The organism is Streptomyces sp. NPDC002536 (assembly GCF_053594995.1).
Map to the genome: position 1 here is coordinate 26202 of NZ_JBSFWU010000022.1, position 13490 is coordinate 39691.

Annotated in this window: 3 protein-coding genes; all 3 read right to left on the reverse strand. The window is 67.1% G+C overall.

The window, feature by feature from the left end:
• Positions 1-6: 6 nt before the first annotated feature.
• Genes ACWD4B_RS11040 through ACWD4B_RS11050 form a run of 3 tightly spaced genes read right to left on the reverse strand, consistent with a single transcriptional unit; the run spans position 7 to position 13461 of the window.
• A complete protein-coding gene (locus tag ACWD4B_RS11040; protein WP_451420464.1) occupies positions 7-4143 on the reverse strand; it encodes an Eco57I restriction-modification methylase domain-containing protein in 4137 nt (1378 codons plus the stop codon).
• Positions 4143-7076 carry a helicase-related protein gene (locus tag ACWD4B_RS11045; RefSeq protein ID WP_451420465.1) on the reverse strand — a complete coding sequence of 978 codons (2934 nt, stop codon included), beginning with the start codon at positions 7074-7076 and terminating at the stop codon, positions 4143-4145. The genes ACWD4B_RS11040 and ACWD4B_RS11045 overlap by 1 nt, the downstream gene beginning before the upstream one ends.
• A 22-nt stretch (positions 7077-7098) precedes the next feature.
• Complete coding sequence (locus ACWD4B_RS11050; RefSeq protein ID WP_451420505.1) at positions 7099-13461, reverse strand: protein kinase domain-containing protein; 6363 nt, start codon at positions 13459-13461, stop codon at positions 7099-7101.
• Positions 13462-13490 lie beyond the last annotated feature (29 nt).

Genomic DNA, 13490 nt, shown 5'->3' on the forward strand with positions numbered 1-13490 from the left:
GCGGGCTCAGACGTGGGGCTTGTGCCGGGGGCCATGGCCTGGCGGTGGGGTGAGGGTCGATGTGTAGTTCTCGCCGTCCACGAGGGGACTGCTCATGCTGAGTCCAGCCGTTGCCATGCGGTCGTACTCCGTGAGGACCAGTCGCTTGGTGCGGTACTCACCATGCTTTGCGATCTCGTTGTTCTTCAGGCCGCCGTTCTCGGTCTGGAATGACTCAAGGATGTAGTCGGTGTCCTCGCGGGAGATGCCGTAGAGGTGGAAGAAGTACGCGTCCAGCTCGGCTCGGATCTGGGCACGGCGGTCCTCGTTCCAGATGAAAGGTGCGCCAGCGTCGCCGAGGTCCTGAGCCAGCGGTTGCATCTCCCACGAGGAGTAGATGAGTTCGCGGCTGCGGTGGGTTAGGAAGGTGGCGTGCGGGGCGAGGTCGTCGGGGTGATGTACAGGTAATTGCTTCCAAGTCATCAGAGCCATGTGGATACCACCGACCTTCTGGCGGGCCACAAAGTCGAAGACCAAGGAGCTCTGAGCTGCGATCATCGTGACTGTCAGGGTGGCCGAGGTGTCAGGGAACATCAGCGGGAAGGTGTGGCCCACGGCCGCCTTAGGCAGGAACGCCGGGATGGCTGTCCGCTCATCTGTTGTCCGGGCAACATCCCGCCAGCCGAGTAACCAGTTGTGCTTCCACGCCAGCTCCTCCAGGCGTAGGTTCACGCCAGGGATTGTTGTTTTCTTGCCCTTGCGGACGGTGGAGATGCGGCCGCTCTCCGGGATCCAGTGTCGGGGCAGCGTTGCACCGTAGGGGTCCCGCTTGTCCTCCAGCGAGACGCGCTCGTAGTCGTCGTTGCCTAGGTTGTGGTAGCGGTTCCAGCGGTGGTCGAAGAGGTGGGCCATCTTGCCCTCGTACAGGGGCAACATTCGTTCCTCGTCACGGACGAAAGTGTTCCCCTTCAGGCGCCAGTCTTCCGCTCTCAACGTGCCCCGGTCGCGGAAGAGATCGGAGTCGTCGGTCATGTCGAAGAGACGCTTGAAGGCGATGCGCCATGGGTTTCCGTCCTTGCGGCGTTCGTCTACCAGAACGGGTACTGCGCGATGGATAGCTGCGGTGAGGTCAGCGTCCTTGCGGGTGCGGAACACCGGCAGCGTGCCCGTGTTCGGGTTGATGAGGGCGATCTCCTCGGGTGCGAGTGCGAACACTGACCTACCATCAGCGAGTTCGTCCGGGTGGCCTAAGAAGAATGCGAAACGTGCCGTTGGCTCGAGTGAGCCACGGCCTGTGAGGGAAAGCAGCGAGAACGAGTATCGGGAATCCACCGCTGGAAAAAGCTTCTCCCGCTTACCGTTCTCGAAGTCGTACAGGTGCTTCACAGCCCCCCGCCGTGTCAGGTCCTGGAACAGGAACTGCGCACCCGCACCCGTAGCGATCTGCGTCGGCACAATCGTGCCGCAACGCCCCTCGGATGCTGTGATGGACACGAACCTCTCCGTGAACAACTGGTCCGTCTGGAGCGAGTTGACCCCCTTGATGGAAAGCCCCTTCCGCAACTGCGGATACGCCCCCGAAGACCCGAGAAACAAGAACGACGACTTCACCCGACGCCTGGCCGCCCGATATCGCGCCCCCTCCTCCGGATGCCCGTCGGCCCACTTCGCAATCGCCGTACGCCGCGCCGTACCGGAGATCTCCGCAAGCGACGGCTCGACCACGCTGAAGTACTTCTTGTCCTCGAAGTCGACCTTGTCCCACGGTGGATTCCCCAGCACGCAGTCGAATCCGCCGGCCCATCCCGTCACGGGGTCGACCCCCGCCGTCGGCTGGTCCGCGTGCACACGGAAGATTTCCGGAAACTCCAAGTGCCAGTGGAAGAAGCGGTATTCGGCCCCGAGCCGGACAATCTCTCGTCGCGTCGCCTGCAACGCACCCTTGCCCTCGGGGGACTCCAGTGACCGGAAGACGCGCTGTGTCACCGGCGGCGGGGCCGCTGCGGTCTTCTCCCACATGAACGCGGCACACCAAGCATCCGCAACATGCACGGCGTTGACACGCTCAGGTGACTGCAGCCACGCCTGGTAGCGTCGCGCGAGTGCCCGGACCTGAGCGACGTTGTCGGTCGGGGAACTGTCCACGAGATCCCGCAGTTCCTCAGCAAAGGCCGCGTTGGAGACGCTCACCGACTCCTCGACCGCCGCGTCCAGGGTGTAGATGCCCTGGTGCTCCTCCCTGTTCCGCTTGAGCCACTTACCGGCCACCGACTTGTCATCGCCCTCGACGGCCTTGAACGCCTCATCCGGGATCCCGCCCCGCAGCAGCGCCGGCGTGGCTCCGATCAGCCCATTGCCGAGCTTGATATGTGCGTCGAGGAACCCCAGGGCCTTGCCCGGCTCCAGTGCCTCCATCCACAGGGAAACCTTGGCCAGTTCGACGGCCATCGGGTTGAGGTCCACGCCGTACACACACTGGGCGATGACCTCGTGGAGAGCGTGACGCACGCTCTCCACAGTGGGCTCCGGCGTACCCTCTCGCACAGCCGCCACGCGCTTGGCGATGCGGCGTGCTGCCGCGACCAGGAAGTGGCCCGAGCCGCAAGCAGGGTCGCAGACGGTCAGCGAGAGCAGTTCCGAGACCACGGCCTCCGCAGCGTCCAACTGCTCTGCCTGAGCAGCCTTCTGCTCTCCCCGTTTCTGTGCCTCGTCGAGAACAGGGTCGAGAGTCGAATCCAGCAGGGTGTCGACCAGGCAACTCGGTGTGTAGTACGAACCCGTCTTCTTGCGCTCGTTGCCCGCCCGGATCACCAGCTCGAACTTGCGCTCGGAAATGCTGTATTGGGGTACGAGCGCGAGCAGCGACTCGTAGATCGCGCCCAGCTCCTCCGCGTCCAGCGTGCGATAGTCCACTGCGCGCCAGCGAGCCGCCTCCGTGTCGCGCACGATCGCAAGGTGCCGTACAGCGGCCAGCAGGTGCTCGTTGGAAAGGGCGAGGCCCCGCAGCGGGGCATCCGCCTCCGTCTCGTCGAACAGGCCGCCGAGACCCGGCAGGCCGAGCTCCGCTCGGCCTGCCTCGTCGCCGAGAGCGCCGAGAACCAGGCACAGGGCCTGATACCGGTCGGAGTGGGAAGTGCCCCGGCGGCGGCGCGCCTGCTCGCGCAGCCGGGCGGTGGAGAAGTACGCGGCGTACCGGTCGCGGGCCTCGAGGCTCGCCTCGGGCGGGTGGAGGGCACCGCGGTCCTCGGCGACGAAGACGAAGAGCAGGCGGTAGACCAGCCGGAGCAGGGCGCCATGGTAGGAGTTGACGTTCAGGTTCTCGCGTAACGCGGCGTTGGCGGGGTGCCGCAGGAAGCCCGTGCCGAGTTCCCTGATCGCGAGGCGCACGCCCTCGCTGATGTCGTCCAGGAAACGGGCGCCGTAGCGGATGGCGGTGTCCCGCCAGGCCTCGAGCCAGCAGGTCCGCTGGGAGGTGCTGCCCTCGCGGGCTTCGAAACGCGAGGCGTGCACCAGCCGGTACATCAGCACGAATTCGCTGAACAGCTCGCCGTCGAAGATGGCTTCCAGGTCGAATTCGATGTATGGCGTGGTGGCCAGAGCGCTGGAGTCCCGCAGCAGGCGGAGCCGGCGACCGTTTGTGAGCAGGGCCCACACGTGTGGTTCCGCGCGGTTCAGTGCTTCCTGGAGCAGGGACTGCGGTGCCGGATTGCCAGCCCCATGACGCTTGTCGAGCGAGACGTTCCACGCCGTGACATGGACGAGTGTGTCTTCGCGACGATGGCTGACCGGAAAAGTCTTGAGACCGTCGTCCGAAGTGATGCCCTCGATGCCCACGGGGGCGAGGCGGCCGAAGCCCAGGGCCTCGAACAGGGGGTGTACCCAGTTGGCGCGGGCATAGCCCGTGGTGTCCAGAGGCACGTCCGACTCGGGTGCGACGGGCAGCTGTTCACGCAGCTCCTGCCAGAGCGACTTGAGGTGGTCCCAGTGGCGCTCCGCCTCGTCGCGTACGGAACGTGAGCCGGGAATGCGGTAGTCGGCGGGTGCGAGGCCCTTGAGATCCTTCGCGACCCTGCCCTCGGAAATCCGTACCAGCATGTCGGCCGGCAGCAGCCCGCCGACTGTGTGGACGGAGGAGAAGACCTGATTGCGAGCGGTGGCGGACATCAGGCGGGCTCCCCGGGAACGGCGATGGGCGCGGCGGGCAGATAGACGTATGCGCCGAGGATGTCGGCGGGCTTCTGGGCAGTCACGGTGAGGCCCCGGACGATCTCGCCCGCAGCGGCCCTCACCCGGCGGTGCGAGGCGTCCAGCTCGGCTGCCAGCTCATCGCCGTATGTCTCCAGATGGCCGGATGCTTCCGGGAGTTGTGTGAGTATGCGGGTCATCGTGCGCTCGGCGAAATGCCGGTCGGTGTTCCCGCTCGCGGTCGCGTCGAGCAAGGCGGTGGCCCGCTCCGGCGTCAGCCACGCGGCGTTCTTCGGGGAACCCTCGAAGGCGAGCAGCCGGGCGTCTTCCGCGACCAGCTGCCTCTCGCCATTGCGCGAGGGCAGGGTGAGGTGGAAGCGGTAGCGGACCAGGAGCAGGGTCGTGCGGGTGGCGACCGCGTCCGTGGTGATCACGCCGCAGCGGCGGGCCGGACGGGGGCCGTCGGCCTCCTTGTCCAGGGCGGCGTTGAGGACGTGGGCGGCGAGAGCGCCGACCACCGGGTCGGTGCGTACGAGGGCTGCCTCGCCACGGGTCACTGCTGGGTCGGTGCGGAAGGGAATCGGTCGGTCCTTCTCGATCACCGCGGGGCCGACGGCCGGCGCGAGCGCGTCGCGGAGGCCGGCGGGAGCGCCGCCGACCTGGGCCGTGAAGTCTTCGCCGTCCCCGCGCAGGACCGCGCCCATGGCGTGAAGCGCTTCCCGTACGAAGGTACGGATCTCGCCCGCACCGCCCAGGGCCTCCCGGATCGAGGCGACTTCCCGGGCCACTTCCTCGGGGCGCACGGAGCGCTGCGCGAACAGGGAGCGCGACGCCTTCTCACGCTCCGCCGCCGAATGCCAGTCGCTGTCCAGTTTGGACTTGCTCAGCTTGAATGCGTCGGCGCTGAAGAGCGCGTCCTGGTTCTCCCGGCCGCGCATCAGCAACCATTCGACGATTGCGTCCGTGACGCCCGCCGACAGCTCGTCGGGTACGGACACCGAGATGCCGAGGTCCTTCTTGATCTGGCGGTGCTTCTTGATGAGCACCTCCAGGACTTTGCCGTCGATGCCGTTGTCGTCGCCGTAGAGCGTGATGACCCGGACCTGGTCCCTGCGCTGGCCGTAGCGGTCGACCCGGCCCTCGCGCTGGTCGTGACGCGTGGGATTCCAGGCCAGGTCGTAGTGGACGACGGCGTCGAAGTGGTGCTGGAGATTGACCCCCTCGGAGAGGCAGTCCGTGGCGATGAGGACACGGCGGGCGGCGGCGTCCTCTCCGGCTTCCTCGGCGAGCTTCTCGATGCGCTCGATGCGTTGTTGCGGGGAGAGCGTGCCGGTGACGGACTTCACGACGGCCTTCGCTCCCAACGGGCTTCGCTTTCCGTCCTTGTTCTCCAGCTGCGCGGCGAGATATTCGGCCGTGGGGATGTACCGGCAGAACACGATCGGGTTGTACCCGTCGGCGAGCAGCGCCTTCAGATGCTTGACGAGTGCCTTGAGTTTGAGGTCCTGGGCGGGACCCTCCAGCTTCTCGGCGCGTTCGGCGAGCTCGGCCAGTCGGCTCCGGCTGCCCTCCTCGACGATTTCCGCGCCCGGCGCGACGTCCATCCCCTCCATCGCGTCACTGTCGGCCGCATCACTGGTGAGAGGCGCGCAGAGCCGGTCGGCCTCCTCGGCCGACGCCGCGAGTGCCGCGGCCGAACGTGTCCGCAGCGTCTGCGCGGCGGCTCGCGGCGACGACACCAGTGAGCGCAGCAGCGCGATGGCCGACCACCAGGCGATCCTCGCTTCCCGCCTGCCCCGGCCGTCCGCCTCCTCGACGCGTTCACGCGCATATGCGATGGCATCGTCGAGCAGGGACCGGTACTCCGGCGACAGCTTGTACGTCTCGTCCTTGAAGTAGCGGTCCGAGGGGAAAGCCGTCCGCTCGGCCAGGGAGTCGTCGCTCAGCCCGTCCCCTTTTGTGAGGTACTGGCGTACGTCCGCCCGTTTGCGTGCCACGAAGTGCCGGGCGAGGAGTTTCCGGCCTGCCTCCGATTCGAGGTTCACCGCGGCGAGCTCCGGCTTGACCAGACCCAGCAGATTCCGGAACGCGGACTCCTTGCCGCTGTGCGGGGTTGCCGTCACCAGCACCAGATGCCGGTCGGCATCATCGGCGACGCGTCGCACCAGCTCGTAACGGAGTTGGTTCTGCGAGCCGGACGAGGCATCGTCGCCGGCTGCACAGGTGTGTGCCTCGTCCACGATCACCAAGTCGCGGCAGTGGCGTACGAACTCGTCCCGGTGACGCGGGGATTTGATGAAGTCCGTGGAGACGATCACGTTCGGGTACTTGTCGAAGAGGGACTGGCCGAAGTCCAGCCCCCGCTCCAGGCGGGAGACTGTCGAGGCGAGGACCAGTTCCGCGTCGATGCCGAACTTGCTGCGCAGCTCCTGCTGCCACTGCTCGGCGAGCGCGGGCGAGCAGAGAACCGCCAGGCCCGTCGCCTCGCACTGGGCAAGGAGCTCACTCGCGATCAGGCCCGCTTCGATCGTCTTGCCGATGCCCACGTCGTCACTGATCAACAGGCGGACCGTCTTGTGCCGGAGGGCCATGAGCAAGGGCACCAGCTGGTATGCGCGCGGCTCCACCGCGATCCCGGCGAGTGATCGGAAGGGGCCCGCACCTGAGCGGAACCCGATCCGCAGAGCCGTGCGTAACAGGCCCGCTGCATGCTGGTTCCCGAGGTCGCCCGGCTCCGGCGGTGCGAACTCGGCGCCCTCGACCTTCTCGAATGCCGGAAAGATGGCGGCAACGTCGTCGTCCGAACCACCTAACGGACGTAACACGAGCAGATCGGGCTCGCTTTCAGGGAGCACCACCCATTCGCGACCGCGAGCGGACACCAGGGAGCCTGCAGAGTATGTGAGTGCCATGTGAGTCGTGAATTCCTCGTGGTCAGTGGGTGGCAGAGCCACCGAATTCGCGGGCGTGGGAGGCGGCAATGGCATCCCAGTCCGCGCCGTGCGGGAAGCGGACGAAGTCCCAGCCGGCGTCGAGCAGACGGTCCTCGGCCTCCTCGTCCCGGAAGGCGTCCTGTTTCTCTTCCGGGGGGTCCACGAAGACCGCCAGATTCACGCCGGGCAGTCGGTAGACGAAGTCCGGGCCCGCGTTCACCTCTTTGAGAAACGTTCCGGACTCGTCCGGCAGACGCAGTCCCCGGGCCTTCACCCAGCCCAGGAAGTCGCCCTGCGCCGCGAGCTCGGCGGCCGACAACTCGACCCGTGTGGGAACGGAGGACAACGGGTCGAGCAATCGCCGGTACTGCTCCGAACGAGACTCCCCCCGGGACTCGCGCCGGGCGGTAGCGGATGCGAACCGCACCAGCAGGTCGCGTACCGAGCGCCGGTCGATCTGTGCGTGGACCAGCTGATTCCCGTACGTCAGCAGGCATTCGTAGCAGCCCAGTTCGCACAGCCGGTCAGGATGCGGACCACCCTGGTCGTTGCCGTCCGCGTCGAAGTGGCAGATGGCCAGCGCGTGCTGGGCCGCCTTCGCCAGGGCGTCGGGCTCTGCCTGCAGACGGCGCAGCACACCCGCGCCGCCCTCCGCGGCCTCCGTGAAGAGGATGCGGTTGCGAGGACCGTCGTCCGGTGGCAGCAGCTCGCTGGACAGCTCCGCGTCCTCCAGCTCGAACGCGGCCTCGATCCCGCGTTCGAGGGCGTACATCAGAGACAGCGCAACCGGCTCCTGCAGCGACTGGCCGAGTGTCACCACGAGGATGTTGCGGCGGTCCTCCACGTACGGGATGACGCGCTTCCTGCGGCGTCGCTCTCTGCCGTCCGCATCGATCACCGGCAGTTCGCTGGAGTCGCCGGATGCCTCGGCGGCGTCCTTGTCGTTCATCCACCGGCCGTCGGCCAGATCCAACCAGTAGCCGGCCGGTTCGTCGCTCTTGGCACGCACCCGGCCGACGTTGGTGATCCGGACGGTCGCCGAGTCGCCGTACGCCAGCTCGGCGAGCGGGACATCCGCAGAGTCGGTGACGGAGGCGTTCAGGCGGCCCTTGCGGGCGCCGTGGTCGTGGAAACGGTACGACGTCTCCAGCTTGAAGCCCGCCCGCCGCCGCTCCTCCTCGTCGGAGGAGATCCGCTCCCGGGGCGTGGTGTACACCGTGTGCAGATGGAGCAGGCCGGTCGTCTCCGGGCCCAGCGGCTCGCTGCACATGGTGCAGCGGTCCTCGAGTTCCTGCGGGTCGTGATGGTAACCGCACTGTGCGCAGCGGCGAGCGGAGCCGGTTGCCAGGTCACCCGAGGAGTCCGGCGGGAGCTGGACGCGGGTCACCTGGTAGCGGGCGCCCTCGTGGTAGATGAGTGCACCCGGCCCGAACTCCCTGATGGCGAGGAAGCGCGGCCGCTGCAGATAGTCACCGTCCGCGCGGCGATGCCCCGCCCTCGGAATGTATGCGGCGAGCGGCAGGCGCGGGAAGCTGTAGCCGGGCAGGAACCCCTCGGAGGCCAGGTAGCGGTACGGATTGAAGTCCGACAAGACCGACTTGCTGTCGACGCTCTGGTTCATCAGCAGATTCAGCTGCGTCTCCGCTTCGAAGCGCCGCGCGTTCGCCCGCTTGCGGTCACCCTCGGTGAGGCTGTAGTCGAGGCGCCGTTTGTTCTGGATGTATTGATCATCGAGCGCCGCCCGGTACAGCTGGCGCCATCGGTCGAATGCCCGGTCGAACCGCTCCGGCGCCGTCCGTACCTTGTCCTGGATCCAGTCGTCGTGCCACCAGGTGGTCTCGGCGAAGTCGCGCAGCAGCGGACCCAGGACACGTAACGCCGCATCGACGGTGCGGCGTTGGGCATTCTCGTCCAGGGAAGCATGGCGGACGCGGGGCAGCAGTTCCAGGTCCAGGTCGGGACAGTCGCCGGTGTCCGGCTGCGACACGTCCAGGACGTCAGGAATCGCCCGCCCGAGCGCTAGCCCGGCCTCGGCTGCCCAGATGGCCTGGAGGTGGGAGAGGACCAGATCCTCGTTCGCGAGATCCAGACGCGGCGGGGTGACCGCGCCCGCCACCATCCGCTCTGACCGGCGGAAGTAGTACTGGTCATGGCTGTTGCCCGTGGCGCAGTACGTGGTCACCAGGGCGGGCTGCCCGCTGCGGCCTGCACGGCCCGAGCGCTGCGCGTAATTCGCCGGAGTCGGCGGCACATTGCGCATCATCACGGCGTTCAGCGAGGAGATGTCGACACCCAGCTCCATGGTGGGGGAGCAGTACAGCAGCTTCAACTCGGCGTTGCGGAAGGCGTCTTCCCGCTTCTCCCGTTCCTCCGGCGCGACCTGCGCGGTGTGCTCGCGCGCGAACAACCCCGACAGAGCGCTCGCCGTGTCCTTGTAGAGGTCACGGAAGAAGGTGTTGACACGAGGACCGTCGCCGCTCTGGTAGGTGCGCGTCAGCGGATCGTGTGCACCGGTCTCGCCGTTGCGCGCACGCCAGACGAGTGACTGGGCGGCAACCCGGTAGCCGGTCGGCACTGTGGCGGTCGGCCTGCGGTGGCGGTCGGCGCGCTGCGGGGTGTGCGCCACTTCCTTGACCAGGCCTGCTTTCGCCAGGACTTTCAGCAACTCCTCGATGACCAGCTGGAGATCGCCGGTGTCGAGTTCTTGGAACGACCGGTCGGCGCGCCGCAGATACTTGCCGAACTTGCCGCGCGCCGACAGGAACAGGCCGGAGCGCTCCATACCCGGGCGGGACGGGTGAGGGTAGGCGGTGCCCACACGTGGCTTGTCGGAGGCGGACAGCACCCAGGGGTTCACCAGCCGCTCCTCGCTCGCCCGCTGCAGCGAGTCGAAGTCGTCGCGGAAGTACGACACGTCGATCGCGAGGGAGCGGCGCATCTCGTCGAGCAGAGCCTTCGTGATCTCGGCGCGAAGCGCGGGGTCGGCATCGCGCAGCGCCCGGTGCGTGCCGGCCCACCGGTCCTGCTTTCCGGCGACCCAGGCCAGATCCTCATAGTCGATCTCCAGCAGACCCGTCTGTTCAAGGTTCGGCATGGTGATGCGCCAGCCACGCTCCAGATCGAGGTAGAGCCGGAACGCGACTACGTCGCGGAACGTCCTGGAGGCATTGCGGGCAATGGACGGAGGCAGGTCGCTTTCTCCGGTGTAGGCAACCGGGTCGACGGCAAGCGCGCTCGTCACGGCGGAGGCCAGCTCCTCGTGGTGCAAGCCGTCCTCGCCTGCGTCCAGGGCCGCCCGGTACAGGGCACCGCGCAGCTGGGTGATCTGGACGAAGTCGTTGAAGTGGCCTGCTTGGAGAGACGCGTCCTGCCGGTTGTCGACGAAGGTGAGGAGCTTGCGGGCCTTCTCGTCCAATGCCTCTGCGGGGACTGCCTTCAGCGACCGCACCACCGAGGCGGAGATCAGCGAAGTTGCGGAGGACCGGCCTTCCTGGTCGAGCGTCGCGAGCTTTGCGAAGTCCTTGCCGCGTGTCTGCTCGTACGCCACCCCACAGTGCAGGCAGAAGGGGAAGGGGGAAGGGATGAAAGCCGCCTGGAGTTCACCGCGGCCCTCATAGCCCAGCGGGTCGACCGTGACGGCGCGCGGCACGCGGCCAAGGTATGTCTTCTTCACCACCTCCTGGCCTCGTTCGTCCAACTCCAGCCAGGACTCCGGTAGACGGCGGTCGTCCACCGCGTATTGAAGATCGGACGGCCATGCCCGTTCGTCGTCGACGTACAGGTAGCCGTCGCCCTGCCGGCCGCCCGAGGCGGAGGTGTCACGGCGTGCCTCGTAACGGACTTGGCCGTCCTTCTCATTGCGCCAGACCGTCAGATATTCCTGTCCGCATTCGCGGCAGAACGCCAGCGGCATCAGTAGCTTGCCGCCGCTGCGCGGCTTCTCCAGCTGGTAGGAACGGGTGCGATGGCGGGTGAGCTTGTCCTCGAGAGTGACATACACCGTGTCGCCCTTGGAGAGGAACTGGTGCAGCCGGAAGGCGAACAGGGGGCGTTCGGTCACCCGATGCCGCGCCTGCGAACCCGCCTCCAGCGTGGCTCGGATGGCGGCGGCGCAGTCTTCCTCACCGACTCCGGACTGTGCGGCCAGCTCCTTGGCAGCGGCTTCGATCTTCGCGGGCCGACGGCGCACCAGCCTGCCCGTGGTCTCGTCCTCGGCAAGACCGAAGCGGCTCTCGATCCAACGGGCCAAGGGGTCCTGTACAAGATCGTCGTAAGGTCGCGGGGCACCTGGCGCTGTGAGGCGCTCGGCAGGAACGGTGCGAGGTGCTTCATCGGTTGCGCGGACGAGCGTCTCGCCGATGACGTGTTCCGGGCGGACGGCCGTACCGAACAGGGTGCTCGCCACCTCGGCAACGACCTTCTTCTGGTCGTCGGGCGTGCCTTCCGTCGACATGGTGGCCGAGGTGCCGACGCACTGCAGGTTCCGCGCCTTGCAGGCATCGCGGACCCGGCGGATCAGCAGCGCCACGTCGGCACCCTGTCGGCCGCGGTAGGTGTGCAGCTCGTCGAAGACCAGGAACTCCAGACCCCGGGCCATCTTGATGAGGCTGTCCCGGTCGGCGGGACGGGTCAGCATCAGTTCCAGCATCACGTAGTTGGTGAGGAGGATGTCCGGCGGATTGTCCCGGATCTCCTTGCGCTTCGCGTCGTCCTCCTGACCCGTGTACCGGGCGAAGGTCACCGGCTCCCGGCCCGCGCCATAGCCGTCGCGGAGGTACTTCTCCAGTTCCCTGAGCTGGCTGTTGGCGAGGGCATTCATGGGGTACACGATGATCGCCCGCACCCGCTTGGCGGCTTGGGGCCCTTCGGCGTCCCGTTCGTGAAGCACCCTGTTCACAATCGGGACGATGTACCCGAGCGACTTGCCTGAGCCAGTACCGGTCGTCAGGACGTACGATGCGTGGGATTCGGCGGCATCGATGGCGCTACGCTGATGTTGATGGAGTGTCAATGGACGGCCGTCGGGTACGGTGCCGCCTCCGGTCTTCTTCGTCTGGAAGATCCGGGCGCACTCCTCGTGCAGGACGCCTTGCCGGGATAATTCGTCGACCGTACCGCCGCTCTTGAAGAACGGGTTGAGTGAGAGCCAGGGATCTGGCCACTGCGACTTGGCATTGAGGTCGTCCTCGACGAACTCGGCGATCCGGTCGTCGCGGATGACGGTGCCGCCCTCGGTGAAGGAACGGTAGTCCTCGATGAGCGCACGGTGGATGCCGAAGACGTCCATGGCTGCGTCGCCGGATGACAGGCGCGGGTGTTTCAGCGCCGGCGGAGCGGGTGGTGGCGCGGCTGAGGCGGTCCGCAGAGCGTGGACGGGGTCGAGGGCACCCCAGTGAGGGAGCGTGGACAAGCCGTCGTCTCTGCCGCCTGCATCGATCAGAGGCAGTAAGGCATCGCGTACGGCGGCCGCGTCAGCGGGGCGCTCGGCGGGGTCCTTGGCCAGCAGTCGGTCCACCAGGCGCGCGAGTTCCGTGGAGACTGCGGGCCGCACCAGCCGCACGGGGGCAGGCGTCTGGGTGAGGTGTTTGTGCCCCAGCTCATAGGCAGACCCGCTGGCGAAGGGCGGGACGCCTGCCAGCATCTCGTAGAGCACGCAGCCGAGTGCGTACAGGTCGGCCGCCTGGGTGACCTGCTTGGCCTCGAACTGCTCAGGAGCCATGTACCGGGCTGTGCCTACGGTGACTCCCGTGCTGGTGAGCCGCGTGTCGTCGGGATCGTCGGCGATCCGCCCCATGCCGAAGTCGAGGACCTTCACCGTGCCGCCTGTGGTCAGCATGATGTTGGCCGGTTTGAGATCACGATGGACGACGCCGGCTGCGTGGGCCGCGGCCAGACCAGCCGCGATCTGGGCGCCGATGGCAGCCGTCCAGTCGAGAGGAAGCTGACCCTCTTCCTCGATGAGGTCTCGTAATGTCTCGCCCTCCAGGAATTCCATGGTGAGGTAGGGGCGGCCACCGTCAGCTTCGTCGACGCCTCCGTCGATGAGGTGCGTAAGGTTGGGGTGATCGAGGCGTCGCATGATGCGCACTTCGCGGGCAAACCGCTTGACAGCTTTCTGATCCGCACCTGTTTCGACCAGGGCCCCGGATCGATGGCGGAGGATGGTTTTCACCGCGACCCTCCGGAACGGGTCCCCCAATGCCCGGTGCAGATCCTCGGCCCTGTGCACCTCGCCCATGTTCCCGGCTCCGATGGCCCCGGACACCCGGAACCGTCCACCGATCAGCCGTTCGGTCACTGCCGCCCTCACTCCCCCATGCGTGCAGGCCTGCGCGGCACTTGCCCGCGCGGTCGTGTCCCTCATGACCGCGAGGTCCGATTGCACACCGTAAA

Coding starts and splice junctions, on each gene's coding strand:
- ACWD4B_RS11040 (WP_451420464.1), bottom strand. CDS start 4,143: ATGTCCGCCACCGCTCGCAATCAGGTCTTCTCCTCCGTCCACACAGTC.
- ACWD4B_RS11045 (WP_451420465.1), bottom strand. CDS start 7,076: ATGGCACTCACATACTCTGCAGGCTCCCTGGTGTCCGCTCGCGGTCGC.
- ACWD4B_RS11050 (WP_451420505.1), bottom strand. CDS start 13,461: ATGAGGGACACGACCGCGCGGGCAAGTGCCGCGCAGGCCTGCACGCAT.